The 24,835-nt window shown below is 73.4% G+C and carries 20 protein-coding genes and 1 pseudogene; 11 read left to right on the forward strand and 10 right to left on the reverse strand.

Annotated features, from left to right (window positions below; translation table 11 throughout):
• Positions 1 to 24: 24 nt before the first annotated feature.
• On the reverse strand, positions 25 to 855 hold the full coding sequence (locus ACIP5W_RS16935) for a glycoside hydrolase domain-containing protein (protein WP_401473218.1): 831 nt from the start codon (positions 853 to 855) through the stop codon (positions 25 to 27).
• Between the two features lie 270 nt (positions 856 to 1,125).
• Here ACIP5W_RS16935 and ACIP5W_RS16940 point away from each other — a divergent pair.
• Positions 1,126 to 1,857 (forward strand): annotated as a pseudogene (locus tag ACIP5W_RS16940) (sugar-binding protein); the annotation flags it as partial.
• A gap of 92 nt (positions 1,858 to 1,949) precedes the next feature.
• Positions 1,950 to 2,159: a hypothetical protein gene (locus ACIP5W_RS16945; RefSeq protein ID WP_401473221.1), complete on the forward strand. Its 210-nt coding sequence runs from the start codon at positions 1,950 to 1,952 to the stop codon at positions 2,157 to 2,159.
• Between the two features lie 231 nt (positions 2,160 to 2,390).
• Here the strand turns inward: ACIP5W_RS16945 and ACIP5W_RS16950 are convergent, their stop codons facing one another.
• Together ACIP5W_RS16950 and ACIP5W_RS16955 are read right to left on the reverse strand one after the other, a co-directional pair.
• Positions 2,391 to 3,257 carry a helix-turn-helix domain-containing protein gene (locus ACIP5W_RS16950; RefSeq protein WP_401473224.1) on the reverse strand — a complete coding sequence of 289 codons (867 nt, stop codon included), beginning with the start codon at positions 3,255 to 3,257 and terminating at the stop codon, positions 2,391 to 2,393.
• A 15-nt stretch (positions 3,258 to 3,272) separates the two neighbouring features.
• Positions 3,273 to 4,007, reverse strand: a complete 735-nt coding sequence (locus ACIP5W_RS16955) for a DUF6879 family protein (RefSeq protein WP_401473227.1) — start codon at positions 4,005 to 4,007, stop codon at positions 3,273 to 3,275.
• 238 nt (positions 4,008 to 4,245) lie between these two features.
• Between ACIP5W_RS16955 and ACIP5W_RS16960 the strand changes: the two genes are divergently transcribed.
• Positions 4,246 to 4,746, forward strand: coding sequence for a hypothetical protein (locus ACIP5W_RS16960; RefSeq protein ID WP_401473230.1), 501 nt, complete (start codon positions 4,246 to 4,248; stop codon positions 4,744 to 4,746).
• A gap of 76 nt (positions 4,747 to 4,822) precedes the next feature.
• Positions 4,823 to 5,482: a class I SAM-dependent DNA methyltransferase gene (locus ACIP5W_RS16965; protein WP_401473233.1), complete on the forward strand. Its 660-nt coding sequence runs from the start codon at positions 4,823 to 4,825 to the stop codon at positions 5,480 to 5,482.
• 77 nt (positions 5,483 to 5,559) lie between these two features.
• Here ACIP5W_RS16965 and serC read toward each other — a convergent pair whose 3' ends face one another.
• The 7 genes from serC to ACIP5W_RS17000 form a co-directional block, all read right to left on the reverse strand.
• On the reverse strand, positions 5,560 to 6,678 hold the full coding sequence (gene serC / locus ACIP5W_RS16970) for a phosphoserine transaminase (protein ID WP_401473236.1): 1,119 nt from the start codon (positions 6,676 to 6,678) through the stop codon (positions 5,560 to 5,562).
• Positions 6,679 to 6,808: 130 nt separating this feature from the next.
• Positions 6,809 to 8,056 carry a cytochrome P450 gene (locus ACIP5W_RS16975; RefSeq protein ID WP_401473238.1) on the reverse strand — a complete coding sequence of 416 codons (1,248 nt, stop codon included), beginning with the start codon at positions 8,054 to 8,056 and terminating at the stop codon, positions 6,809 to 6,811.
• Complete coding sequence (locus ACIP5W_RS16980; RefSeq protein ID WP_401473240.1) at positions 8,053 to 9,282, reverse strand: cytochrome P450; 1,230 nt, start codon at positions 9,280 to 9,282, stop codon at positions 8,053 to 8,055. Before ACIP5W_RS16980 ends, ACIP5W_RS16975 begins: the two co-directional genes overlap by 4 nt.
• Positions 9,279 to 9,902, reverse strand: a complete 624-nt coding sequence (locus ACIP5W_RS16985) for a GTP-binding protein (RefSeq protein ID WP_401473243.1) — start codon at positions 9,900 to 9,902, stop codon at positions 9,279 to 9,281. Before ACIP5W_RS16985 ends, ACIP5W_RS16980 begins: the two co-directional genes overlap by 4 nt.
• The gene (locus tag ACIP5W_RS16990) at positions 9,883 to 10,230 is read right to left on the reverse strand and encodes a DUF742 domain-containing protein (protein WP_401473246.1); all 348 of its coding nucleotides are present in this window, start codon (positions 10,228 to 10,230) and stop codon (positions 9,883 to 9,885) included. The genes ACIP5W_RS16985 and ACIP5W_RS16990 overlap by 20 nt, the downstream gene beginning before the upstream one ends.
• A complete protein-coding gene (locus ACIP5W_RS16995) occupies positions 10,227 to 10,634 on the reverse strand; it encodes a roadblock/LC7 domain-containing protein (protein ID WP_401473249.1) in 408 nt (135 codons plus the stop codon). Before ACIP5W_RS16995 ends, ACIP5W_RS16990 begins: the two co-directional genes overlap by 4 nt.
• Complete coding sequence (locus ACIP5W_RS17000; RefSeq protein ID WP_401473252.1) at positions 10,631 to 12,748, reverse strand: ATP-binding protein; 2,118 nt, start codon at positions 12,746 to 12,748, stop codon at positions 10,631 to 10,633. The genes ACIP5W_RS16995 and ACIP5W_RS17000 overlap by 4 nt, the downstream gene beginning before the upstream one ends.
• A gap of 303 nt (positions 12,749 to 13,051) precedes the next feature.
• Between ACIP5W_RS17000 and ACIP5W_RS17005 the strand changes: the two genes are divergently transcribed.
• From ACIP5W_RS17005 to ACIP5W_RS17035, 7 genes are all read left to right on the forward strand, one after another.
• Entirely contained in the window at positions 13,052 to 16,069 is a 3,018-nt protein-coding gene (locus ACIP5W_RS17005) for an FAD-binding and (Fe-S)-binding domain-containing protein (protein WP_401473255.1), read from the forward strand.
• Positions 16,070 to 16,483: 414 nt separating this feature from the next.
• Positions 16,484 to 17,608 (forward strand): lipid II:glycine glycyltransferase FemX, encoded by a 1,125-nt coding sequence (locus ACIP5W_RS17010; protein ID WP_401473258.1) that lies wholly within the window; start codon positions 16,484 to 16,486, stop codon positions 17,606 to 17,608.
• 149 nt (positions 17,609 to 17,757) lie between these two features.
• Entirely contained in the window at positions 17,758 to 18,717 is a 960-nt protein-coding gene (locus tag ACIP5W_RS17015; protein ID WP_401473261.1) for an EamA family transporter, read from the forward strand.
• A 152-nt stretch (positions 18,718 to 18,869) separates the two neighbouring features.
• Entirely contained in the window at positions 18,870 to 19,664 is a 795-nt protein-coding gene (locus ACIP5W_RS17020) for a TIGR03084 family metal-binding protein (RefSeq protein WP_401473264.1), read from the forward strand.
• Complete coding sequence (locus ACIP5W_RS17025) at positions 19,661 to 21,349, forward strand: acyclic terpene utilization AtuA family protein (RefSeq protein WP_401473267.1); 1,689 nt, start codon at positions 19,661 to 19,663, stop codon at positions 21,347 to 21,349. Before ACIP5W_RS17020 ends, ACIP5W_RS17025 begins: the two co-directional genes overlap by 4 nt.
• The gene (locus ACIP5W_RS17030; protein WP_401473270.1) at positions 21,346 to 22,944 is read left to right on the forward strand and encodes an acyl-CoA carboxylase subunit beta; all 1,599 of its coding nucleotides are present in this window, start codon (positions 21,346 to 21,348) and stop codon (positions 22,942 to 22,944) included. The genes ACIP5W_RS17025 and ACIP5W_RS17030 overlap by 4 nt, the downstream gene beginning before the upstream one ends.
• Positions 22,945 to 22,955: 11 nt before the next feature.
• On the forward strand, positions 22,956 to 24,812 hold the full coding sequence (locus tag ACIP5W_RS17035; RefSeq protein ID WP_401473273.1) for an acetyl/propionyl/methylcrotonyl-CoA carboxylase subunit alpha: 1,857 nt from the start codon (positions 22,956 to 22,958) through the stop codon (positions 24,810 to 24,812).
• Positions 24,813 to 24,835: the final 23 nt, after the last annotated feature.

The following is a 24,835-nucleotide window of genomic DNA, read 5'->3' on the forward strand; positions in this document are numbered from 1 at the left end:
CGCACCCGCACCCGTGCGGGGAGGTCAGCCGACGAGGGCGACCGGGGCGTCCCACGCGTTGCGGTCCACGGTGATCGTGTAACCGCCGCGGGTCTCCTTGCTGTTGACCATGTACTGGTGGCCGCGGCTGTGGTTCGTGTACAGCTTGGGGTCCCAGGGCCAGTCCGCGGTGGTGGTGTTCTTCTTGTCCCATAGGGCGTACCAGAGGTTGCCCGGCAGGTCCGTCCGGTTCGTCGCGGTGGCGATGGCCTTGGCGCTGGAGCTGCTGAAGCCGTAGAGCCCGGCGCGGTATGTCTTGGCGCGCAGGGTCTTGGTGAAGGAGCGCACGTACATCAGGGTGGCGTCGTTGCACGCCTTGTTCGTGATGTCGTACGACTCCATGTTGAGGTAGATGGGGCTGCCGGCCTTCATGCCGAGCGCGGACGCCTTGGCGACGGCGTCCTCGGCGTTGCTCTTGCCGACGGCGGCTGCTGTGGTGGCGGTGAACCTCTCCGGGTTCCTGCTGGTCTGGCAGGGCGGCTGGGCGCCGACGTAGAGCGGGATGAGCTTCCAGCCGGCCGCGTTGACCGACTTCACCCAGGACGCGGTGAGGTTGGCCTGGGTGCAGCCGCGGTTCTTGCCGCCGATGTAGACGGCGGCGGCGCCGTAGAAGCCGTTGCTCTTCCAGGCCTTCATCGCGGACAGCGAGGGTGCGGTGCAGGTGTCGAAGGCGCGGCCGGTGTAGGTCTTCTGGGCGGGCCAGGTGGTGGCCGCCATCGAGGTCTGCGCGGCGATCCCCGCCCCGGCCACGACCACGACGCCCGCCGTCGACCAGGCTATGTAGCGGCCTTTTCTGGACATCCGGTGACTGGACAATTCCCACCCCATTGGAAAAGCGGCCCACGGCCGCAACTGGTACGCCTGCAGGGGCCGGCGCCTGCGGCCACACGGTGACGTGGGTGCGGCGCTCGGCGACGCCTGCAACGACGCGGCATGGCCCCGGCGTTCGGAGCGTTCCGCACCCTACCGAAATTTTGCGGCCGCTTGACCTACGGGCATGTGTTTTCGCCACGGTGGGGGCGGCTCTGCCGGCGGGCGGTGGGCCTGCCGGGCGGGGCGCGGCCGTGGGCGCTGCGGAATGCTCCCTCCGGTGGTTCGCTGACCGCGGCCGACCACAAGCGTGCAGAGGTCCACTACCTCGGCGTCTCCGGCCGTGAAGTGAACACCGCCGCCCCCGGCGGGCACGTCACCACCACCGAGTACGACCGCTTCGGCAACACGGTCCGCGAGCTGACTGCCGCCAACCGTGCCGTCGCCCTCGGTACGACCGCCGCCGACAAGGCCGTCCAGGCCGACCTCGGCATCGCCCAGCTCACCGGCGTCGAACGCGCCGACCTCCTGGCGACCAAGTCCGTCTACAACGACACCGGCACCCGGGAACTGGAGGAGTACGGCCCGCTGCGCCGCGTCGACCTGACCGCCGATCCGAAGCAGGGCACCACCACCCTGGTGCCGTCCGGCACGTCGGTCACGGCCCGCACCTGGACGGTCAACGAGTACGACGCCGGCCGCCCGACCGACGGCACCGCCAAGGTCAAGGACCAGATCACCAGGACCACCACCGGCGCCCAGGTGCGCGAGCACCCGACCGTCCAGGGCGAGACCCGCGCCGTCCAGACCGTCTACGACTGGGCCAAGGGCCTGCCGACCAAGACGATCAAGGACCCCGGAGGCCTCGCAATCACCGAGACCACGGAGTACGACACCCAGGGCCGCGTCACCAAGCAGCTCCTGCCCGGCGCCACCGGCACCGACGCGGGCACCCGCGTGACGACGTACTGGTCCGCGACCGGCACCTGCACCGCAACATGCGCTGGTGGCGGATCATGAACTGGCTTATTGGCAGAAGCTGAGGGAGGGGGCGGCTTCGCCGCCCCCTCCCTCCCACATCTACGCAAGGGTTTCAGGAAATGAAGTATCTGCTCAACGGGTTCAAGATGGTTATTGGTTTAGCGCTCGTGGCCTGTTATCTCGCCGAGGTCATATCCGAGCTGCCGTATTCGATCATCGCTGTCGCGCTGGGCGGCGTTCTCATGGTCGACGGAACCCGAAGCGTCAGGTCCGCCCGACGAGGGAAGAAGACCTATCCCCTCTCGGCAAAACCTCGTGACGGTTCGTGACCTTCGTTCAGGTGGTGCGTCCGGTTTCCCGCTGGATTGTGACGAGGGCCGCGCGGGCGGTCCGGCCTGCAAACGGTCTGCGATCGTCATCGGTGTCGCGGGGCTGGACGGTGTGCTTCCGGCGGCCGCGCCGTCCGTGACAGCAAGTGACAGCACGGCCTGCTGATCGCCGTCTTCGACCGGAGCCGGTAGGCGTTCCTGGGCAGTTCCGGTAAGTGGTGGTGAGGACGGTCAGCCGGGTCGGCCTCGGGTCAGTGCGTGCCGCGCGGCGGTGATCACCTCATGTGCTCCGGCTCCGTACACCGCGGATTCTTTCAGCGTGTTCCACACCCGTAGGTACGTCGTGATGCTATCGGAATCGTCCAGCCACAGCTCCGCGTGCCAGTCCTCGACGACCACCCGTCGTTCGTCATAGATCCAGAATCCGTTGCCCGGATAGATCTTGAGGGCGGCTGTGAACGGCACCACGCCGAGTTCCACGGTGTCCAGGCCCATGACGCTCGTGAGCCGGTCGAGCTGGGCGGCCAGTACCGAAGGAGGGCACACCAGCGCGTGCAGGGCGGCTTCCCACATCAGGATTCTGTACGTCCTGCCGGATTCGTAGAGGCACTCCTGGCGGCGGATCCGTGCGCGTACCGCTGCCTCGGTGTCGCGTGGCGACTGCATGAGGTCGGCATGGCGCGTGAAGACGTGCCGGGCGTAGTCGGCGGTCTGGAGCATCCCGGGGACGAGGTTGTTCTCCCAGATGGTCAGAACCCGGGTGCGCTCGTGTTCGGCGGTGATCGCGTCCTGGACGGGCTTGTGCCCGGAGGCGAGTTGTCTCCGCCACGACCGGATGCGGGACTCGAACCCGCGGAGTCGGGCGAGCAGGCCGTCGTACGCCTCCGGATGGCCCGTGGCCTCGGCCCACGCCCTGAGTTCCTCGGCCTCGGCGGTCTGCCTGCCGTTCTCCAGCTTGCTGACCTTGGACTTGGTCCACCCCGGACCGAGGCGCTCCGCGAGCTGGGCGCCGGTGAGCCGACCGTCAGGGTGTGCGAGCCGCAGCTCCCGGAGCTGGACACCCAATGCCTCACGAGCCTGCTGATAGTCGGTGCTCACCGGACCTCACGTCACTTACATGGCGGCTTTGAAATGATCGTACGGAACCGCATGGTGCCAGGCCGCGTCCCGCATCTGGCAGTAGCGGTTGACGGCCGCCGGCTCTGTGACGAGTTCGATGCCGACCAGTCCGTCGGCGTCGTCGAAGACGAGCCGGGCGACCAGCCGGGAGTCGAAGAGCCAGAAGTCCTCGGCGGGCAGATGCAGCCGCTGAGCCTCGACGCGTGTGAGGTTGCGGATGTCCTCGCCGACGGCGCAGTTCCGTGCGGCGTTGTCGAGCAGGTACAGCTGTCCGGTCGTGGCCGGGGAGTCGACCAGACGGACCCGCTCGAAACGCTTGCCCTGAGCCGTCTGGGCACGCACGTTGCGGCACCAGTTGTCCTCGTGGTCCCACTGGACCGGTCGGTTTGCCACGAACTGCGCCCACGTGTCCGTGGCTTCGTCACTTGCGTACCGGCGCCGTGTCTCCAGACGCCAGGCGGTGTGCTCGAACGTCTCGAAGAGGCGGGCGAACTCGTCGTCGGCGTTGATGATCCGCGGCGTCTCGTCGCGCGGTCCGAAGTCGACCAGCGTATTGCGCGGCACTACGACGGCAACTTCGCCCTCGTCGAAATGGCGTAACTGCGCCAGGTCATCAGGGTTCATGAGCGGTGGGCCGTGCACGACGACCTCACCCGAGTCGAGGTCTTCGTGTACGCCGGGGCATCCGCCGCCGCCCGAGCCCGTGCCGTTGAACCGGAGCCGTCGCATGGTCTTCCCTTCACCTGGGTCTGCTCTGACCAGCTTCTCCGAGACCGAGGCCCCATATGCCCAGTCCTGTCGGCCTTGACAGAAACTTCGCGCAACCTGTCACATCGATCGAGAAACTCCGAGAAACACCTGAGTCGGTGGCAACTGCCTTTCCCTAGCGTTCTGGTCATGGCTGCGTCTCTGCCCTGGGGCGGGCCATCGCGAGTACGGCCCCACACCGCTCGAAAGGGAAACGTCCATGACCGTCATGCTCGACAGCGCATCGCTTACTCGTACCAGGGACCCGAAAGAGCTGCTCAACGCCGTCCAGCCGCACATCGGGCATCTGAGCGTCAACGTTCTGGACGGCGGTATGAGCCTGTGGGACCGCGAGGTCGCCCTGCTGCTGCGCGACCACGCCATGGTCCGCGACATGGCGGAACGCATCCTCGGGAACGCCGTCATGTACACCATCGGCTGTATGGAGCACCCCGAAGTGCACCTCGGTGTCGGCAAACTCGTCGACATCGGTGTCCACCAGCTCATCCTCGACACCCCGGTCTGGTGGGCCCTCTGCGAGGTCTACAACGAGGGCCGGTACAAGCACCACGCGCCGTTCGTCGAGCGTCGCCGCGACGGCCTGTGTCTGCGTACCGCGGACTTCCTGAAGTCCATCGGCTTCACCGTCGACGAGGAGCTGTGGGCCATCGACGGCACGGACTGCTCGCCGTGCGACAACAAGGTCCCCGACAGCCACTGAACCGCCCTGCGCCGATCCCTGCCCTCGTTCCGTCCCGGGGGCGGGACGGCTTCTCTCCGGAGGAGGAACACCCGCTGTGCCCGTTCCGCACGACATCCCCGCCGAGACCCAACTGTGGGACGCCTACGCCGAGTCCGCGTTCAAGGACGACGCCGAGCCGGTGTTCGGGTGGACGCAGTACGCCGGCCACGGCCCCGGTCCGGAACTCCTCGGTGCCCCGCGCAGCGTGCTGGAGATCGGTTGCGGCACCGGCCGCGCCCTCGCCCACCTCGCCCTGCGTGGCATCACCGCACACGGCGTCGACCTCTCTCCGGTCATGGTGAAGAAGAGCACCGCGCGGTGGGCGGGCACCGGCGCCGTGTTCGCCTGCGGCGAGGTTCTGGAGTGGCTGGCCGCTCCCGGCCGGACGTACGACGCCGTCTGTTCCGTCTTCGGCGCCGCGTGGTTCACCGACCCGGGCCGTCTGTTCCCGCTCGTGCGGGCGCGGCTCAATCCGGGCGGGGTGTTCGTGTTCTCGCAGCCGCCCGCCGTCCCGGGCGCGTACGGCCCGCAGGGCATGTACAAGGGCGGCTTCGCCGGGAGGGCCATGTTCACCTACCGCTACAGCTACCGTCCAGCAGTCTGGGAGCGCCTGCTGACGCGGGCCGGGTTCGCCTCGGCCCAAGCACGGGTGCTCGACGCTCCGGTGTCCGGCCACATCGGCACCCTGATCGTCCGGGCGGAAACGGCACCCTGAGCCTTCGTGGCCTCCGTACGGCGAGGGGCGCCCGGTGACCCACCGGGCGCCCCTCGCCGTCGTACTGCCGGGAGCTGCTACAGCTGCTCGATGACGTGGTCGACGCACTTCGTGAGGGCCTCGACGTCCGCCGGGTCGATCGCCGGGAACATGGCGACGCGGAGCTGGTTGCGGCCGAGCTTGCGGTAGGGCTCGGTGTCGACGATGCCGTTGGCGCGCAGGACCTTGGCGACGGCCGCCGCGTCCACCTCGTCGCTGAAGTCGATCGTGCCGATGACCTGGGAGCGCTTGGCCGGGTCGGCGACGAACGGGCTGGCGTGCTTGGACTCCTCCGCCCACGCGTACAGGCGGGTCGAGGAGTCCTTCGTGCGGGCCGTGGACCAGTCCAGGCCGCCCTGGCCGTTGATCCACTCCAGCTGCTGGTTCAGGAGGAAGAGGGTGGCCAGCGCCGGGGTGTTGTACGTCTGGTTCTTGCGGGAGTTGTCGATCGCCGTGGGGAGGCTGAAGAACTCCGGGATGTGGCGGCCGGACGCGTGGATCCGCTCCGCGCGCTCGATCGCGGCCGGGGAGAACACGCCGATCCACAGGCCGCCGTCGGAGGCGAAGGACTTCTGCGGGGCGAAGTAGTAGACGTCCGTCTCGGCGATGTCCACCGGCAGGCCGCCGGCGCCCGACGTGGCGTCGACCAGGACCAGCGCGCCCTCGTCGGCGCCCGCCACCCGCTTGATGGGGGCGGCGACACCCGTGGAGGTCTCGTTGTGCGTGAAGGCGTACACGTCGACGCCGGCCTCGGCCTGCGGGTCGGGGTGCGTGCCCGGGTCGGAGGAGACGACCGTCGGCTCGGCCAGCCACGGCGCCAGCTTGGCGGCCTTGGCGAACTTGGAGCTGAACTCGCCGAACGTGAGGTGCTGCGACTTGTTCTCGATCAGGCCGTGCGTCGCGATGTCCCAGAAGGCGGTGGAGCCGCCGTTGCCGAGGACCACCTCGTAGCCCTCGGGGAGCCGGAACAACTCGGAGATGCCCTCGCGCACCTGGCCGACCAGGTTCTTCACCGGGGCCTGTCGGTGGGAGGTGCCCAGCAGGGAGGTGCCGGTGGCGGCCAGCGCGTCCAGCGCTTCCGTCCGCACCTTGGAGGGGCCCGCGCCGAAACGACCGTCGGCGGGCTTGATGTCAGCGGGAATCCGGATCTCAGCCACGAGCGGGAGCCTAGCGGCTCCGTGAAACCCGGGCGAAACGTCGTCCGGCCGCTGAGACACGGAGGAGGGCGGCGGGGGAGATGCGGGGGCGGGGGCGGTACGGCCGTGCACCGCCCCCGCACCGACCGGCTCAGCCGTGCAGGTTCACCGGCAGCTCGTACAGGTCGTTCTGCGTCACCACCGGCTTGTTGCGCAGTTCCGACGCCGGGACCGCCAGGTCCAGGGCGGGGAAACGCGCGTAGAGGGCGGGCAGTGCCACGCCCGCCTCCAGGCGGGACAGCGCCGCGCCGGGGCAGACGTGCGGGCCGTGGCCGAAGGCGATGTGGCGGTTGGCCGTGTCGCGGGTGATGTCGAAGTCGCCCGCCGACGGGCCGTGCGCCTCCTCGTCGCGGCCGATCGCCGCGTACGACACGATCAGCGCGTCCCCGGCCGGCAGCACCCGGTCCCCGACCGGTACGTCCTCGGTGGCGAAGCGGATCAGGACGTGGGAGGTGGGTGTGGCGTAGCGCAGGGTCTCCTCCACCACCGCCGACCAGTCCGCCTCGCCGGACAGGACCAGCGCCCGCTGCTCGGGGTGGCGGGAGAGGTTGACGACGGCGTTGACGATCAGCGAGATCGTCGTCTCGTGGCCGGCCGCGACCATCAGCTGGAGCGTGGAGACGATCTCCTCGTCGGTGAGGCGGTCGCCGTCCTCGGACGCCGCTATCAGCGCCGACGTCAGGTCGTCGCCGGGGTTCTCGCGCTTCTCGGCGACCGCCGCCGCCATGATGCCGGCCAGCTCGGTCAGTGTCGCCACGACCTCGGCCGGCGGGGTCTGCGTCGAGAAGAACTTCTCGAACAGCTCCTTCAGCCGCGGCAGCCGGTCCTCCGCGAGCCCCATCAGGTCCGCGATCACGTACATGGGCAGCGGGTAGGCGAACGCGGCCTTCAGGTCCACCGCGCCCTCGGGCAGCTCCGCGAGCCCGTCGAGGAGGCCCTCGGTCAGCTCGGCGATCCGCCCGCGCATCCGCTCCACCCGCCGGGGCGTGAGCGCCTGGGCGACCAGCGTGCGCAGCCGGCGGTGGTCCGCGCCGTCCACCGTCAGCATGGACCGGCCCGGGTTGGCCAGTCCGATCAGCGGCCAGTCGGGGGCGATCTCGCCGCGCTGCCAGGCACCCCAGACGTTGATGTCCTTGACGATCCTGGGGTCGGTCAGCAGCCGCTTCGCCTCGGCGTGGCGGGTGACCGCCCACACCGGCACGCCGCCCGGCAGTTCCACCGCGGCGAGCGGACCGGCGGCCCGCAGCGCGGCGCTCTCCGCGTCCAGGTCGGTGACGAAGGGGTCGAGGGCGATGCGTTTCTGCTCCGTACCGTTCGGCGCGTCCGTAGCAGCCGTCATGAGAGCGTGCCTCCAAGGGCGGGGGTGGGGGTGAATGTCACCGGCAGTTCCGTCAGGCCGCGCAGCCACGGCGACGGACGGCGGTCCAGCGCATGCGCGGGCACGGCCAGGTCGATGTCCGGCAGCCGGTCCAGGACGACCTCGATGCCCGTCCGCGCGATCACCTCGGCGATCTCCTGCGCCGGGAACGGGCAGCGGTGCTCGCCGTGGCCGAAGGAGAAGTGCGCGCCGTTGCCGCCGGTCAGCGCCGAGCCGTCGGTGCGCACCTGGGGATCGGAGTTGGCGCCCTGGAGGCCGAGCAGCAGCAGGTCGCCCGCGCGGACGCGGCGCCCGCCCAGGTGGGTGTCGCGGGCGGCCCAGCGGCCGGCGACGTTCTGGGTGGGGGTGTCCTCCCACAGCACCTCGTTCATCGCCTCGGCGACGCTGTTGCGGCCGCCGAACAGGGAGGCAGCGAACCGGCCGTCCGTCAGCATCAGCCGCAGGGAGTTGCCGATCCAGTCGGCGGTCGGCTGGTGGCCGGCCGCCATCATCACCATCAGGTCCTGGAGGATCTCCTCCTCGGTGAACCCGGAGGGGTCGGCGAGCATCCGCGAGACCACGTCGTCGGCCGGGTTCTCCGTCCGGTCGGCGACCAGCCGCATCATCGACGTGAACAGGTGGGTCTGGCCCGCCAGGGCCCGCTCCCGGCCGTCGATCATGTCGTTGAGCGCGGTGACCAGGGCCGGGCCCTCGTCGTCGGCGAAGCCGTAGAGGCGGGCCAGCACCCGTACCGGCAGCAGCATCGCGTACTCGCCGACGATGTCGGCCCGGCCCCGCGCGCAGATGCCGTCGATCAGTTCGTCGGCGAACCTCTCGGCGTACCGGCGCAGTTCGGAGGCGTCGACCGCCTCCAGCGCGTTGCCGAGCATCGTGGCCCGTTCGCGGTGCCGCTCGCCGACCGTGTAGAGGATCGACGGCTGCTTGCGGCCGATCATCGGCAGCAGCGGCCAGTCGTCGGGGATGGTGTCCCACTGGCTCCACAGCTCGGAGTCCCGGCTGAAGAGCACCGGGTCGCCGGTGACCTGGTGCAGTTCGCGGTAGCCGAGCACCAGCCAGGCCGGTACGTCGCCGTCCAGCAGGATCGGCACGACGGGACCGTGCTCGCGCCGCATCTCCCGGTACACCCGGGTCGGGTCGTCCTGGAGCAGGGCGCCGCTGAGGAGGACGGGGGCGGGGGCGGCGGTCACACCAGCTCCTGGGGAAAGGCGGGGGCGGAGTCGGGGGCGGCGTACAGGGCCTGGATGTGCTCCACCAGGGAGATCAGGACCAGCTTGCTGGACGCCCGGGAGCGTGCGTCGCAGGTGACCAGCGGTACGTGCGGGTCGAGGTCGAGGGCCTCGCGGACCTGCTCCGGGGCGAAGGACGGGCCGCCGAAGTCGTTGCAGGCCACGATGAACGGCGTGCCGCGCTTCTCCAGGCGGTCGATGGCGTACCAGGAGTCGTCGATGCGCCGGGTGTCGACGAGCACGACCGCGCCCAGCGTCCCGGAGAACAGCCGGTCCCACAGGAACCAGAACCGCTCCTGGCCGGGCGCGCCGAACAGGTACAGCACGTTGCGTTCGTCGAGGGTGATGCGGCCGAAGTCGAAGGCGACGGTGGTCGCGGTCTTGCCGCGCACACCGCTGACGTCGTCCACGGTCTCGCCGGCCCGGGTCATCGTCTCCTCGGTGTTGAGGGGACGGATCTCGCTGACCGAGCGGACCATCGTCGTCTTGCCGGCGCCGAAGCCGCCCACGACCACGATCTTGAGGCCGTTGTCGGCCGACGCGCCGAGTGGCGTACGCGTCTCAGAGGTTGCGGAGTCCAACGAGCACCTGCTCCAGAATGTCGGGGTCGGGTACGGCTGCCTTGCGGGGGTGACGGGCACTGACCCGGCCCGAGGCGAGCAGGTCGGACAGCAGGATCCTGGTGATGCTCACCGGCAGCCCCAGCTCCGCCGCGATCTCGACGACCGCGGTGGGACGGTCGGTCATCCGCAGGATCGCCGCGTGCTCCGACTGCATGCCCGGCGTCGGATCGCACTCGGCGACGACCAGGGTCACCAGGTCGAAGGGACTGTCCGGGCCGGGCCGGCTGCGACCGCCGGTGAGCGTGTACAGCCGGTCGGGCGCGTCGTCCCTGCCGGGCCTGCTCATGAGCTGCGCGGCGGGGCGGTCAGGTGCTCCCCGAGTTGCTCGACCAGTTCGCTCATGTTGTGGCCGACGAGGCCGGGATCGGCGTCCTCCGAGGTGACGACGGCCAGATGCGCGCCCTCACCGGCCTCCACGATGAACAGCACGCCCCCGTAGAACTCGGTCATCGCCGACCGGACGCCTCCGCTGCCGTCCCCGAACTCCACGGACGCGCCGTGCGACAGCGACTGGATGCCGGCGGCGATCGCCGCGAGCTGGTCGGCCTGGTCGTTGGACAGCTCGGGCGTACGGCACAGCTTCAGGCCGTCACGGGACAGCACGAGCGCGTGCCGAGTGCCCGGCGTGCGCGTCAGCAGGCCTTCTATCAGCCAGGTGAGCTTCTCGTCGGCGGTCGTCGTGCCGGTCATGAGGTGGGGTCGCCTTCCAGGTGGTTCTGCGCGTGCGGGGAGCGGGGGGTGGTGGGTTCGGGGGTGGCGTCGTCGCCCGGGCCGGGCGGGGTGGCGTCCGGGTCCGCGGCGGTGGCGTGCGGGGCTTCCGGGTCCGCGGCGGTGCGGGCGTCCGGGCCGGCGGTGGTGCTGAGGACGTCCGGGGCGGCGGTGGCGTGCGGGGCTTCCTGGACGTCCGGGGCGGTGCCCGGTCCGGCGGTGGCGTGCGCGGCTCCCTCGGCGTCCGCGGCGGCGACGGCTCCGGCGGTGCTCCGGGCGGCCGGGGGTTCGGCCGCTTCCGGGGGCGGTGTGGGCGCGGAGCCGCGTACGGCCTGGCGGAAGTCGCTGAAGCGGGAGGCGCGGGCCCGGGTCTCCTCGGCCGTGGGGGCCGGTCGCGGCGTGGCGGCGCGGCTGCCGGAGCGGGCGCGCTCGGCCTCGGCGAGGGTGCGGCCGCGCCGGCGGCGGGGCAGTCCGAGCGTCGCCGCGTCCGGGGTGTGGCTTTCGTCCAGGTCCGCGGACTTGTGCCGGGGCAGCGGGTCGGGGTCCGGGGTGGAGGCGGCCAGTGCGGCGGCGTAGTCGGCCGGGGGGACGGGCTGCGGGGCGTCGGTCGCGCCGGCCGGTGCCGCGGCCGGGCGGGTGCCGCCGCGCCGGGGAAGCCGGTCGGAGGCGCCGGGGGCGGACCTGGGGGCCGGGACGGAGCCGGTGGGCGGTGCGGCGGCCGGGGCGGGCCGGGCCGGGGCGGCCGGAGCGACCGACGGGGCGGACACGGCGGGCGGGGCGGGCACGGCGGGCATGCCGGGCGTGCCGTCCTGGGACACGAGGATGTCCTGCGGGATGAGCATCAGCACGCCCGTGCCGCCGCGCGCCGAGGGGCGGTACGAGACCTTCATGCCGTACCGCCGGGCCAGTCGGCCGACGACGGCGAGGCCGAGGCGGGTGCCGGTGAGGCCGCCGATCCCGGCCGTCTCGCCCGAGACCGCGACCTCGGCGCGCCGGAGCTGGGCCTCGCTCATGACGAGACCGCTGTCCTCTACGGACACGATGACCCCGGCCGGCACCTCCTCCACGTACACGTGGACCTCGGCGGTCGGCGGCGAGAAGTTGGCCGCGTTGTCGAGGAGTTCGGCGAGCGCGTGCATGACGCCCTCGGCGGCGTGCCCGGCGACGGCGGTGTCGCTGGCGGAGTGGACGCGTACGCGCTGGTAGCCGCCGATCCGGCCCATGGCGCCGCGCAGGATCGACTCCATGGCGATGGGCCGGGCCCAGCGGCGGCCGGACCGGGCGCCGGTCAGGACGGCGACCGAGTCGGCGAGCCGGCCGGCCTGGGCGGTGCGGTGGTCGAGGTGGAGGAGGTCGGCGAGGACCTCCTCGTCGGCGTGCTTCTCCTCCATGGCGCGCAGGTCGGCCAGCATGCTGGTGGCCAGGGCCTGCATGCGGCCCGCGGCGTTGGCGGTGGCGGAGAGCGCGGCGGCCCGCGCGCTGTTGGCCTCCCGCAGCCGGGCGGCCAGCCGGGCGTTGCCGTCGGTGAGGCGGTCGCGCTCCTCGCCGAGGCGGGCCATCTGCGTGGTGTGCTCGGCGGTGAGCCGGGCCCGCTCGGCGGCGTGCTCCTCGGTGAGGCGGGCCAGTTCGGCGGCGTGCTCCTCGGTGAGGCGGGCCAGTTCCGCCGTGTGCTCGGCCGTGCGGTGGTCGTGCTCGGCGGCCAGGGTCTCGGCGTGCAGGGCGCGTTCCCGCTCCAGCTCGGCCGCCAGCCGGGCCTGTTCCCGGGCCAGGTCGCCGGCCAGCCGTTCGTGCTGACGGCGGGAGTCCTCGCCCAGCCGGGCGCGTTCCTGGAACAGCCTGCTGAGGTCCTGGTTGGCGGATGCCAGCCGGGCGCGGGCGGTACGCGCCGCCTGCCTGCCGTGCGCGGCCGCGGTGACGGCCGCGCAGAGCAGCAGGGCGGCCACCGCCCCGGTCAGCGCCACGGCTGCGCGCACGGAGGCCGGTGCCAGAGCGGCGGCCACGGCGACCGCGGCCCCGGCCGCGGCCGCGGTGAGCGCGAAGGCGGGCAGCAGGTTGCGAAGGGCGGGGCGGTCGCCGGGGAGGGCGGGGGAGGTCATCAGTCGAATCCTCGGTCGGGTCCGCGGGCGTCCACCGGAGATCCGGGCCGGCCCTCGGGCGATTCCATGAGGTAATCCGGCCTCTACTGGGGGCTAGAGCCGTCACCTGCGCGCAACTGCCGGTCACTATATGCAGGTTCGTGATCACTTTGGGAGGGCCCCGGTCAGGTTCTTGGGAATTGATGTGGCCGAAAAGCGAAGAGCACGGCCGGGCGCCCTCCACAGGCACGGGTGCACGGGCCCGCGGGCACGGGTGCGCGGGCCCCGGAGGGGGTTGCCGGTCTCCCGGGGCATGCTGGGGGGATGACCGAGATCGCGGAACTGCGGGCCGCGCTGCGGGCCGCCGTGCGCGGCGAGGTGGCCTTCGACGTCACCTCCCGGGCACTGGTCACCATGGACGCGTCCAACTACCGGCGCGTCCCCCTGGGCGTGGTCGCGCCCCGCGACGCCGACGACGTGGCGGCGGCACTGGAGGTGTGCCGGGCGCACGGCGTGCCGGTCGTGGCACGCGGCGGCGGGACGTCGACCGCCGGGCAGGCGACCGGCACCGGCGTGGTGCTGGACTTCACCCGCCACCTGAACCGGCTCGTCCGCCTGGACGCCGACGCCCGTACGGCCGTCGTCCAGCCCGGTCTGGTGCTGGACCGACTCCAGGAGGCCGCCGCCCCGCACGGACTGCGCTTCGGGCCCGACCCGTCCACGCACGGCCGCTGCACGCTCGGCGGCATGATCGGCAACAACTCCTGCGGCGCCCACTCGGTCGCCTGGGGGACGACCGCGGACAACGTGCGCGAGCTGGACGTCGTCACCGCGCGCGGGCGGCGCCTGCGGCTCGGCCGGGGATGGGCCGGCGCGCCGGACGGACTGCGGGCGCTCGTCGAGGGCGAGCGGGCGCGGCTGCGCACCGGATTCCCCGAGCTGCCCCGCCGTATCTCCGGATACGCGCTGGACGCCCTGCTGCCCGAGCGGGGCGCCGACGTCGCCCGGTCCTTCTGCGGCTCCGAGGGCACCCTGGCCGTGCTCACGGAAGCGGTGGTCGACCTCGTCGAGGCACCCCGCGCGCACGCGCTCGCGGTGCTCGGCTACGCCGACGAGGGCGCCGCCGCCGAGGCCGCGGCCGCGCTGGTGGCACGCTCGTCCCCCCGCTCGGGCGCGGCCGGGAGCGGGGGACGGCCGCTGACGGTCGAGGGCATGGCCGCCGACCTGCTGCCGTCGGCGGCGGGGCTGCCGCGGGGCGGGGCGTGGCTGTTCGTGGAGACGGGCGGCGAGTCGCCCGGTCAGGCACGCGCGCGTGCGGAGGCGATCGCGCGGGCGGCCGACGCCGTGGACACGCTCGTGGTGACGGACGCCGCCGGGCAGCGCGCCCTGTGGCGGGTCCGGGAGGACGCCGCCGGTACGGCCACCCGGATGCCTGGGGGCACGGAGGCCTGGCCCGGCTGGGAGGACTGCGCGGTGCCCCCGGCCCGGCTCGGCGCGTACCTGCGGGACTTCCGCGCCCTGCTGACCGCGCACGGCCTGCGCGGCGCGCCGTACGGGCACTTCGGGGACGGCTGCATCCACGTCCGCATCGACTTCGACCTGCTCACCGAGGCGGGCGTCGGCCGTTTCCGCCGTTTTTCGGAGGAACTGGCCGACCTGGTCGTGGCGCACGGCGGCTCGCTGTCCGGGGAGCACGGCGACGGGCAGGCGCGCGCCGAGCTGCTGCCGCGGATGTACGGCGAGGAGATGGTCGCCCTCTTCGGGAGGGCGAAGGCCGTCTGGGACCCCGACGACCTCCTCAACCCCGGGATGCTGGTCCGCCCCGCCCCCCTCGACTCCCACCTGCGCTTCGCCGTGCTGCCCCGCGAGCCCGTCGACGTGGCCTTCGGCTACCCCGGTGACGGCGGCGACTTCACCGCCGCGGTCCGCCGCTGCGTGGGCGTCGCCAAGTGCCGTACGGAGACGGTGTCCGGGCCCGCCGTGATGTGCCCCTCCTACCGGGTGACGGGCGAGGAACGGCACTCCACGCGCGGGCGGGCCCGGCTGCTGCACGAGATGCTCGCCGGTGAGGTGGTCACCGACGGCTGGCGGTCGGAGGAGGTGCGGGAGGCGCTCGACCTCTGCCTCGCCTGCAAGGGCTGCCGCTCGGACTGCCCGGTCGGCGTCGACATGGCCACGTACAAGGCGGAGTTCCTCCACCACCACTACGCCGGCCGCCGCCGCCCGGCCGCCCACCACGTGATGGGGCGCCTGCCCCTCTGGCTGCGCTGGGTGAGCCGTACGCGCACGGCGTCGCTCGTCGGCGCGCTGGCGGCGGTGGAGCCGTTGGCGCGGGTCGCGAAACGGATCGGGGGGATCGCCGTGGAGCGGGACCTCCCGCGGCCGGCCCGCGAGACGTTCAGCCGGTGGTGGCGGGGGAGGCCGCCCGCGGGCGGCTCCGGGAACAGCGGCGGCTCCGGTCCCCTCGGTGCTTCCGGTCCCCTCGTCGTCCTGTGGCCCGACACCTTCACCGAGCACTTCTCGCCCTCGGTCGGGCGGGCGGCCGTCAGGGTGCTGGAGGCGGCCGGGCTGCGGGTGGCGCTGCCGCCGACCCTGCGGATGCGCGGGCGGCCGGTGGGCGACGGGCGGTCCAGGAACGCGGCGGCCCTGCTGACGGCCCGCCGCGCGCGGGTCTGCTGCGGGCTGACGTACGTCTCCACCGGGCAGCTCGACCACGCGCGCGTGGTGCTGCGGCGCACCCTCGACCTGATGGAGCCGGTGCTGGCGGCGGACGTGCCGGTCGTCGTGCTGGAGCCGAGCTGCGCCGCGGCCCTGCGGAGCGACCTGCCCGAGCTGCTGCACGACGACCCGCGCGCGGCCCGCCTCGCCGCCCGCGTCCTCACCTTCGCCGAGGTCCTGGAACGGCACGCCCTCGACTGGCGGCCGCCCCGCCTCGACCGTCCGGTCGTCGGCCAGACCCACTGTCACCAGCACGCGGTCCTGGGCGACACGGCCGACCGGCGGCTGCGCGAGGCCGCCGGGCTCGACGGCGAGCTGAGCGGCGGCTGCTGCGGACTCGCCGGCAACTTCGGCTTCGAGAAGGGCCACTTCGAGGTGTCACGGGCCTGCGCGCAGGAGTCGCTCCTGCCGTCCGTGCGCGACGCCGCCCCGGACGCGGTGGCCCTCGCGGACGGCTTCTCCTGCCGGACCCAGCTCGAACAACTGGCGGGCGTGCGGGGGCGGCACCTCGCGGAGGTCCTGGCGGAAGGACTGGAGGAGGCGCTGGAGGAGGTGTTGGAGGAACGGCCGGGGGAGCCGTCGGCGGGGTCGGCGGATCGGCCCGGGGAGCCGGGGGAGCGGTGAAGGGGCGGCGGGGTGGAGGCGGCGGGCGCCGTTGCCCGGCCCGGACGGCGGTGCCGCCGTCACGCAGGCCTCCGGCGGCGGACCCGGCGAGGTGACGGCGCACGCGTGCGCCGGAAGGTCCGCGGTGCCGGGGTGGGCGTGGCCGCCGTGCGAGCCACGGCGCGCGTGCGTGGCGGATACGCCGGCGCCGGAGGGTCTGCGGTACCGGGGACGGGCGTGGCCGCCGTGCGAGCCGCCGCGCGCGTGGACGGACACGCCCGCGCCCGACGCCCACGGCGCGCGTGGACGGACACGCCCGCGCCCGACGCCCACGGCGCGCGTGGACGGACACGCCCGTGCCCGACGCCCACGGTCCCCGTGACGGGCGCGGCCGGCTCCTACGCTGGCCGCACAGCCGTCGAAGGAGCCCCGCGCATGAGCCTGCGTGTCCAGCCGATCACCCGCGCCGAGCACCTGGCGTTCGTCGCGGGCCGCCCCTCCGTCAGCCACCTGCAGACCCCGGCGTGGGGGGATGTGAAACCGGACTGGCGGGCGGAGAGCATCGGCTGGTTCGACGAGCGCGGGGCGCCGGTGGGGGCGGGGCTGGTGCTGCTGCGGCCGCTGCCGAAGCTGAAGAAGTACCTGGCGTACCTGCCCGAGGGGCCGGTCGTCGACTGGTTCGCGGCGGACCTCGTCGGGCGCTGGCTGGACCCGATGCTCGCCCACCTGAAGGCGCGGGGCGCGTTCTCCGTGAAGATGGGCCCGCCCGTCGTCGTACGCCGCTGGAGTGCCGACGCCGTGAAGGCCGCGATCGCCGATCCGGGCGCCCGGCGGCTGCGGGACGCGGCGCCCACCGCCACCGAGGCGCCCGCCCTCGGCGTCGCCGAACGGCTGCGCGCCGCCGGCTGGCGGCAGACCGAGCCGGGCGGCGAGGACGGCTTCGCGGCCGGACAGCCGCGGTACGTCTTCCAGGTCCCGTACGCCGGCCGGTCGCCGGAGGAGATCCAGGGCGGCTTCAACCAGCAGTGGCGGCGCAACATCAAGAAGGCGGAGAAGGCGGGCGTCAAGGTCGTCCGCGGCGACCGGACGGACCTCGCGGTCTTCTACGGCCTGTACACCGAGACCGCCGAACGCGACCGGTTCGTCCCGCGCCCCCCGGCCTACTTCGAGCGCATGTGGACCGCGCTCAACGCCGAACACCCCGACCGCATGCGTCTCTACCTCGCCCACCACGACGGCGAGGTCCTCGCCGCGGCCACCATGATCACCGTCGGCGAGCACGTCTGGTACTCCTACGGCGCCTCGACCGGCCGCAGACGCGAGGTCCAGCCGAACAACGCCCTGCAGTGGCGCATGATGTGCGACGCCCACGAGCTGGGCGCCGCCGTCTACGACCTGCGCGGCATCACCGACACCCTGGAGGACACGAACCACCTCCTCGGCCTCCTCCGCTTCAAGGTGGGCACGGGCGGCGAGGCGGTGGAGTACCTCGGCGAGTGGGACTTCCCGCTGAACCGGATGCTCCACCGGGCGCTGGAGCTGTACATGGCGCGGCGCTGAGTCCGACGGGTGGGCCGTGCGGCTCCGCGGGCCGCAGGACAGCGGCAAATCGACTTCACACTCCTGACGTGGTCCATTACTCTGGACCGCGCAGTGCATCGTGATGGACACCAGTCCTGGCGTAGAGCCCACCGACCCTTGGACCGCCCGTGAGCACCCCCGACACCACCGCGCCGAACCGGCAGCCCGTCACCCCGGCCGCTCCGGCAGCCCTGGCCGCCCCGGACGGCCCGGCCCCGGCGCCCGGCCGGTGGGCCGCCCTCGGCCCCGTCGGGCTGGTGCTCGCCGGAGGAGTGTCCGTCCAGTTCGGCGGCGCGCTCGCGGTGGCCCTGATGCCGCGGGCGGGCGCGCTCGGCGTCGTCGCACTGCGGCTGCTGGTCGCCGCCGTCGTCCTGCTCGTGGTCTGCCGGCCCCGGCTGCGCGGGTACTCGCGCGCCGACTGGGGCACGGTCGTCGTCTTCGGCGTCACCATGTCCGCGATGAACGGCCTCTTCTACCAGTCCGTCGACCGCATCCCCCTCGGTACCGCGGTCACCCTGGAGGTCCTCGGCCCGCTCGCCCTCTCCGTCCTGGTCTCGCGGCGCGCCCTGAACCTCGTGTGGGCCGGGCTCGCGCTCGCCGGGGTCTTCCTGCTCGGCGGCGGGGTGCGCGACCTCGATCCGCTGGGTGCCGCGTTCGCGCTGGCGGCGGGTGCGATGTGGGCGGCGTACATCGTCTTCAGCGGCCGTACCGGCCGCCGCTTCCCGCAGGCGGACGGGCTCGCGCTGGCGATGGCCGTGGGCGCGCTGCTGTTCCTGCCCCTGGGCGTCGCCGAGTCCGGCGCGAAGCTTCTCGACCCGGTGACCCTCGGTCTGGGCGCGGCGGTGGCGGTCCTGTCCTCCGTACTGCCCTACACCCTGGAACTCCTCGCCCTGCGGCGCATGCCCGCCGCCACCTTCGCGATCATGATGAGCCTGGATCCGGCCCTCGCGGCGACCGCCGGCTTCCTCGTCCTCGACCAGGCCCTGTCCGCCGTCGAGGCGGCCGCGATCGCCCTGGTCGTCGCCGCGAGCATGGGCGCGGTGCGGACCCGGGCGGGGCGGGTGAAGACGGCGGTCCCGGAGGCCTGAGGGTGACCGCCTGATCGGCAGGTCCCACGAGGGGCCCGCGGGAGACCCCGCGACGGGGTCCGCGGGGTGTCGAAAGGCCTCCCGGAAAGGTCCCTCGATAAATCATGCAAGCATGCTTGATTGTTTCTGGGGCCGCTGCCATGCTCCTCCCCATGGCCGACCCGACGCCCGTGCTCGACGACCTCCGTGCCGAAAGCGACGAACTCGACCGGCTGGTGGCCGAGTCCGCCCCGGACCGCTGGACCCTCCCGACACCCGCCCCCGGCTGGACCGTCGCCCACCAGATCGCCCACCTCGCCTGGACCGACCACTCGGCCCTCCTCGCCGTCACGGACGAGGACGGGTTCCGGGCCCTTGTCGAACAGGCGCTCGCCGCCCCCGACTCGTTCGTCGACCAAGGGGCCGAGGAAGGCGCCGCGCTGCCGCCCGCCGAACTGCTCGCGCGCTGGCGGGCCGGCCGCACCGCCCTCGACGAGGCACTGCGGGGGGCCCCGCCCGGCGCCCGGTTCCCCTGGTACGGCCCCCCGATGGCGGCCGCCTCCCTCGCCACCGCCCGCCTCATGGAGACCTGGGCCCACGGCCTGGACGTGGCCGACGCCCTCGGCGTCACCCGCGCCCCCACCGACCGCATCCGGCACATCGCCCGGCTCGGCGTCCGCACCCGCGACTTCGCCTTCGCCGCGCACGGGCTGCCCGCCCCCGCCGATCCCGTCCGGGTGGAACTCCTCGGCCCCCGCGGGGAGCAGTGGACGTACGGCCCCGAGGAGGCCGCGCAGCGCGTCACCGGCCCCGCGCTCGACTTCTGCCTGCTGGTCACCCAGCGCGCCCACCGCACCGACCTCGCCCTGCGCGCCGAGGGCCCCGACGCCGACCGCTGGCTGGACGTCGCGCAGGCCTTCGCCGGACCGCCCGGCCCCGGCCGCCCGCCGAAGGAAGCCGTCCGGTGACCGCCCGGACCCTGCGCGTCGGCAACGCCTCCGGCTTCTACGGCGACCGCTTCGACGCGGTGCGCGAGATGCTCACCGGCGGTGAACTCGACGTCCTGACCGGCGACTACCTCGCCGAGCTGACCATGCTGATCCTCGGCCGGGACCGCCTGAAGGACCCCGGCGCCGGGTACGCCCGCACCTTCCTGCGCCAGCTGGAGGAGGCCCTCGGCCTCGCCCACGAACGCGGGGTCAGGATCGTCACCAACGCGGGCGGCCTGAACCCGGCCGGACTCGCCGACGCCGTACGCGCCCTCGCGGAGCGGCTCGGCATCCCCGTACGGGTCGCGCACGTCGAGGGGGACGACCTCGGGCCCCGCCACCCAGGCAGCCTCACCGCCCACGCCTACCTCGGCGGCTTCGGCATCGCCGCCTGCCTGCGGGCGGGCGCGGACGTCGTGGTGACCGGGCGGGTGACGGACGCGGCCCTGGTCACCGGGCCCGCCGCCGCCCACTTCGGCTGGGGGCCCGCCGACCACGACCGGCTCGCCGGGGCCGTCGTCGCCGGGCACGTCCTGGAGTGCGGGACACAGGCCACCGGCGGCAACTACGCCTTCTTCGGCGAGGGCCGCCGCGACGTCCGCAGGCCCGGCTTCCCCCTCGCCGAGCTGCACGCCGACGGCAGCAGCGTGATCACCAAGCATCCGGGCACCGGCGGCTTCGTCGACGTCGGGACGGTCACCGCGCAGCTGCTCTACGAGACGGGCGGCGCCCGCTACGCCGGACCGGACGTCACCGCCCGGCTGGACACCGTACGGCTCACGCAGGACGGCCCCGACCGCGTCCGGATCGACGGCGTGCGCGGCGAGGCGCCGCCCCCGGACCTCAAGGTGGGCCGCACGCGGCTCGGCGGGTTCCGCAACGAGGTCGTCTTCGTGCTGACCGGCCTCGACATCGAGGCCAAGGCGGCACTGGTGCGCGAGCAGATGGCGGAGGCGTTCGCCAAGTCGGCGCCGCAGGAGGTCCGCTGGGACCTCGTCCGCACCGACCGCGCCGACGCGGGCACCGAGGAGACGGCGAGCGCGCTGCTGCGGCTCGTCGTGCGCGACCCCGACCAGGCCCTCGTCGGGCGGGCGCTGAGCGGCGCGGCCGTCGAACTGGCGCTGGCCAGCTATCCGGGCTTCCACGTCCTCGCCCCGCCCGGCAAGGGCGCCCCCTACGGGGTGTTCGAGGCCGCGTACGTCCCGCAGGGCGAGGTGGACCACGTCGCCGTCCTCGCCGACGGGCGCCGCGTCCCCGTGCCCGCGCCCGCCGACACCCTGGCCCTGGACGACGTACCGCAGCCGGCGCCGCCCGGACCGCCGCCCGACGGGCCCGTGCGCCGGGCTCCCCTCGGGCGCGTCGCCGGAGCCCGCAGCGGCGACAAGGGCGGGGACGCCAACGTGGGCGTGTGGACGCGGTCGGAGGAGGCCTGGCGGTGGCTCGCCCACACGCTGACCGTCGACCGGTTCCGTGAACTGATCCCCGAGAGCGCCGGGTTGCGCGTGACCCGGCACGTCCTGCCCCGTCTGCGCGCCCTCAACTTCGTCGTCGAGGGCCTCCTCGGCGCCGGGGTCGCCTCCCAGCACCGCTTCGACCCGCAGGCCAAGGCGCTCGGCGAATGGCTGCGCTCCCGCCACCTGGACATACCGGAGGACCTGCTGTGACCGTCCTGCCGTCGGCGCTGGACCCCCACGGACCCGACCACCGGGCCCGCCGCGACAGCATGCTCGCCAAGCTCGCCGCCCTCGACGAGGAGCACGCGAAGGCGCTGGCGGGCGGCGGCGAGAAGTACGTCGCCCGGCACCGGGGCCGCGGAAAGCTGCTGGCCCGCGAGCGCGTCGAACTGCTCCTCGACCCCGACACCCCGTTCCTTGAGCTGTCGCCGCTGGCGGCCTGGGGCAGCGAGTACGCGGTCGGCGCCTCCCTCGTCACCGGCATCGGCGTCGTCGAGGGCGTGGAGTGCCTGATCACCGCCAACGACCCGACCGTGCGCGGCGGCGCCAGCAACCCGTGGTCGCTGAAGAAGGCCCTGCGCGCCAACGACATCGCGCTCGCCAACCGGCTGCCCGTGATCAGCCTGGTGGAGTCCGGCGGGGCCGACCTGCCCTCCCAGAAGGAGATCTTCATCCCCGGCGGCGCGATCTTCCGGGACCTGACCCGGCTGTCCGCGGCCGGCATCCCGACCGTCGCCGTCGTCTTCGGCAACTCCACGGCCGGAGGCGCGTACGTCCCCGGCATGTCCGACCACGTCATCATGGTCAAGGAGCGGGCGAAGGTGTTCCTCGGCGGGCCGCCGCTGGTCAAGATGGCGACCGGCGAGGAGAGCGACGACGAGTCGCTGGGCGGCGCGGAGATGCACGCGCGCGTGTCCGGCCTCGCCGACCACTTCGCCGTCGACGAGCCCGACGCCCTGCGCCAGGCCCGCCGCGTCGTCGCCCGCCTCAACCACCGCAAGGCCCACCAGGACCCGGCACCGGCCGCACCGCCGAAGTACGACCCGGAGGAACTCCTCGGCATCGTCCCCGGCGACCTCAAGGTGCCCTTCGACCCGCGCGAGGTGATCGCCCGGATCGTCGACGCCTCCGACTTCGACGAGTTCAAACCGCTGTACGGGACGAGCCTGGTCACCGGCTGGGCGAGCCTGCACGGCTACCCGGTCGGCATCCTCGCCAATGCCCGGGGCGTGCTGTTCAGCGCCGAGTCCCAGAAGGCCGCCCAGTTCATCCAGCTCGCCAACCAGCGCGACATCCCGCTGGTCTTCCTGCACAACACCACCGGCTACATGGTCGGCAGGGAGTACGAGCAGGGCGGCATCATCAAACACGGCTCGATGATGATCAACGCGGTGTCCAACTCGAGGGTCCCGCACCTGTCCGTCCTCATGGGCGCCTCCTACGGCGCCGGCCACTACGGCATGTGCGGGCGCGCCTACGACCCCCGCTTCCTGTTCGCCTGGCCCAGCGCCAAGTCGGCCGTCATGGGCCCGCAACAGCTCGCCGGGGTGCTCTCCATCGTCGCCCGCCAGTCGGCCGCCGCGAAGGGCCTGCCCTACGACGAGGACGGCGACGCCGCGCTGCGCGCGATGGTCGAGCAGCAGATCGAGTCCGAGTCGCTGCCCATGTTCCTGTCCGGGCGGCTGTACGACGACGGTGTCATCGACCCGCGCGACACCCGCACCGTCCTCGGCCTGTGCCTGTCGGCCGTCCACACCGCCCCCTTCGAGGGCGCGCGGGGCGGCTTCGGCGTCTTCCGGATGTGAGGGACCTTCCAGTGATCACTTCTGTGCTCGTCGCCAACCGCGGCGAGATCGCCTGCCGCATCTTCCGCACCTGCCGCGCGTCGGGGATCCGGACGGTCGCCGTGCACTCGGACGCCGACGAGGGGGCCCTCCACACGCGCGTGGCCGACACCGCCGTACGGCTGCCCGGCGACACGCCCGCCCAGACGTACCTGCGGGCCGACCTGATCGTGAAGGCGGCCGTCGCCGCGGGCGCGGACGCCGTGCACCCCGGCTACGGCTTCCTCTCCGAGAACGCCGGCTTCGCGCGCGCCGTCCTGGACGCGGGCCTGGTCTGGATCGGGCCGCCGCCCGGCGCGATCGAGGCGATGGCGTCCAAGACCCGGGCGAAGGCCCTCATGGGGCTCGCCCCGCTGAACGCCGACGAGGTGACCGAGTCCGACCTGCCGGTCCTGGTGAAGGCCGCCGCGGGCGGCGGCGGGCGCGGCATGCGCGTCGTACGCCGCCTGGCGGAGCTGACGCCCGCGCTGGAGGGCGCGCGCGCCGAGGCCGCGAGCGCCTTCGGCGACGGCGAGGTCTTCGTCGAGCCCTACGTGGAGAACGGCCGCCACGTCGAGGTGCAGATCCTCGCCGACACGCACGGCACGGTCTGGGCGCTCGGCACCCGTGACTGCTCCCTCCAGCGCCGCCACCAGAAGGTCGTCGAGGAGGCCCCGGCACCCGGCCTCCCCGGGGACCTGGTGGACGAGCTGCACGCGCTGGCCGTGCGGGCCGCGCGCGCCGTGGACTACACCGGCGCCGGGACCGTCGAGTTCCTCGTCGCGGGCGGCCGCGCCCACTTCCTGGAGATGAACACCCGCCTCCAGGTCGAACACCCCGTCACCGAGGAGGTCTTCGGGATCGACCTGGTGGCCGAGCAGATCCGCGTCGCGGAGGGCCACGCCCTGCCCGCCGAGCCGCCGCCCGCGCGCGGCCACGCCGTCGAGGCCCGCCTCTACGCCGAGGACCCGGCGGCCGGCTGGACCCCGCAGACCGGCATCCTGCACCGCCTCGCCGTCCCCGAGGGCGTCCGTCTCGACACCGGCTTCGGCGACGGCGACACCATCGGCGTCCACTACGACCCCATGCTCGCCAAGGTCGTCGCCCACGCCCCCACGCGCGCGGAGGCCGTCCGCACCCTCGCCGGCGCCCTGGAACGGGCGGCCGTCCACGGCCCGGTCACCAACCGCGATCTCCTCGTCGCCTCCCTGCGCCACGAGGAGTTCACCTCCGGCCGCATGGACACCGGCTTCTACGACCGCCACCTCGCGGCCCTCACCGCACCGGCCCCCGACCCCTTGGCCCCGCTGGCGGCGGCCCTCGCCGAGGCGCACGGCCGCTCCCGCTTCGGCGGCTGGCGCAACCTGCCCTCCCGGCCGCAGACCCGGCGCTACCTCATGGCGGGCGAGGAACACGAGGCCCGCTACCACCACACCCGCACCGGCCTCACGGCGGACGGCGTGCACGGTGTCCACGTCGTACACGCCGACGCGTCCCTCGTCGTGCTGGAGGTGGACGGCGTACGGCGCGGTTTCCAGGTGGCCCGGTACGGCGACCGCGTCCACGTGAACGCCACCGCCCTCACCGCCCTGCCCCGCTTCCCCGAGCCGGAGGACCAGCGCGCCCCCGGCTCCCTGCTGGCCCCGATGCCCGGCACGGTCGTCAAGATCGCGGACGGCCTCGTCACCGGATCGAGTGTCGGGGCGGGCGAACCGATCGTGTGGCTCGAAGCGATGAAGATGCAACACGTCATCTCGGCGCCGGCGGCGGGGACGCTGACGGAGCTGCCGGTGACGACGGGACAGCAGGTGCAGGTCGGCACCCTGCTGGCGGTGGTGCAGACGACCTAGGGACGCGTGCACCGACATGCGGC

This window comes from Streptomyces sp. NPDC088766 (assembly GCF_044750845.1).
Classification (GTDB): domain Bacteria; phylum Actinomycetota; class Actinomycetes; order Streptomycetales; family Streptomycetaceae; genus Streptomyces.

Excerpts from the sequence above, each read along its gene's own strand:
- ACIP5W_RS17020 (WP_401473264.1), top strand. The coding sequence starts at position 18,870 with ATGGCCGACCCGACGCCCGTGCTCGACGACCTCCGTGCCGAAAGCGAC.
- ACIP5W_RS16945 (WP_401473221.1), top strand. The coding sequence starts at position 1,950 with ATGAAGTATCTGCTCAACGGGTTCAAGATGGTTATTGGTTTAGCGCTC.
- ACIP5W_RS16995 (WP_401473249.1), bottom strand. The coding sequence starts at position 10,634 with ATGACCGGCACGACGACCGCCGACGAGAAGCTCACCTGGCTGATAGAA.
- ACIP5W_RS17010 (WP_401473258.1), top strand. The coding sequence starts at position 16,484 with ATGAGCCTGCGTGTCCAGCCGATCACCCGCGCCGAGCACCTGGCGTTC.
- ACIP5W_RS16990 (WP_401473246.1), bottom strand. The coding sequence starts at position 10,230 with ATGAGCAGGCCCGGCAGGGACGACGCGCCCGACCGGCTGTACACGCTC.
- ACIP5W_RS16960 (WP_401473230.1), top strand. The coding sequence starts at position 4,246 with ATGACCGTCATGCTCGACAGCGCATCGCTTACTCGTACCAGGGACCCG.
- ACIP5W_RS16975 (WP_401473238.1), bottom strand. The coding sequence starts at position 8,056 with ATGACGGCTGCTACGGACGCGCCGAACGGTACGGAGCAGAAACGCATC.
- ACIP5W_RS17005 (WP_401473255.1), top strand. The coding sequence starts at position 13,052 with ATGACCGAGATCGCGGAACTGCGGGCCGCGCTGCGGGCCGCCGTGCGC.
- ACIP5W_RS17000 (WP_401473252.1), bottom strand. The coding sequence starts at position 12,748 with ATGACCTCCCCCGCCCTCCCCGGCGACCGCCCCGCCCTTCGCAACCTG.
- ACIP5W_RS16955 (WP_401473227.1), bottom strand. The coding sequence starts at position 4,007 with ATGCGACGGCTCCGGTTCAACGGCACGGGCTCGGGCGGCGGCGGATGC.